This is a genomic window from Bradyrhizobium sp. Kon69 (assembly GCF_055807515.1).
The window spans coordinates 1-255 of record NZ_JBVVOS010000448.1 but is presented as its reverse complement, the minus strand read 5'-3'; the positions used below and the strand labels follow the sequence as shown (position 1 = coordinate 255).

The 255-nt window shown below is 68.6% G+C and carries 1 protein-coding gene; it reads right to left on the bottom strand.

The features are described 5' to 3' along the window. Positions 1-255 (bottom strand): glycosyltransferase (locus tag AC0L3U_RS39750; RefSeq protein ID WP_473365174.1); only part of this gene is annotated, 255 nt, incomplete at both ends.

The following is a 255-nucleotide window of genomic DNA, read 5'->3' as shown; positions in this document are numbered from 1 at the left end:
GCCACCACCACGCCCGACACGGTGAAGATCCGCCCGAACACGCGCTGGGTGCGTTTGATCAGGCCGATGATCGAGGAGAACTCGCCGACCTGCACCCGGCCGATCAGGGTGGAGCGTGTGCGCACGCGCGGGTTGCCGGTCACGGCGCCCAGGCGCGGGTTGTCGAGCATCGGCGCGACCATGTAGGCCGCCGCGTTCTTGTCGAGCAACGCATCGCCATCGATGCACACCAGGTATTCGCTGCGCGCGGCCACC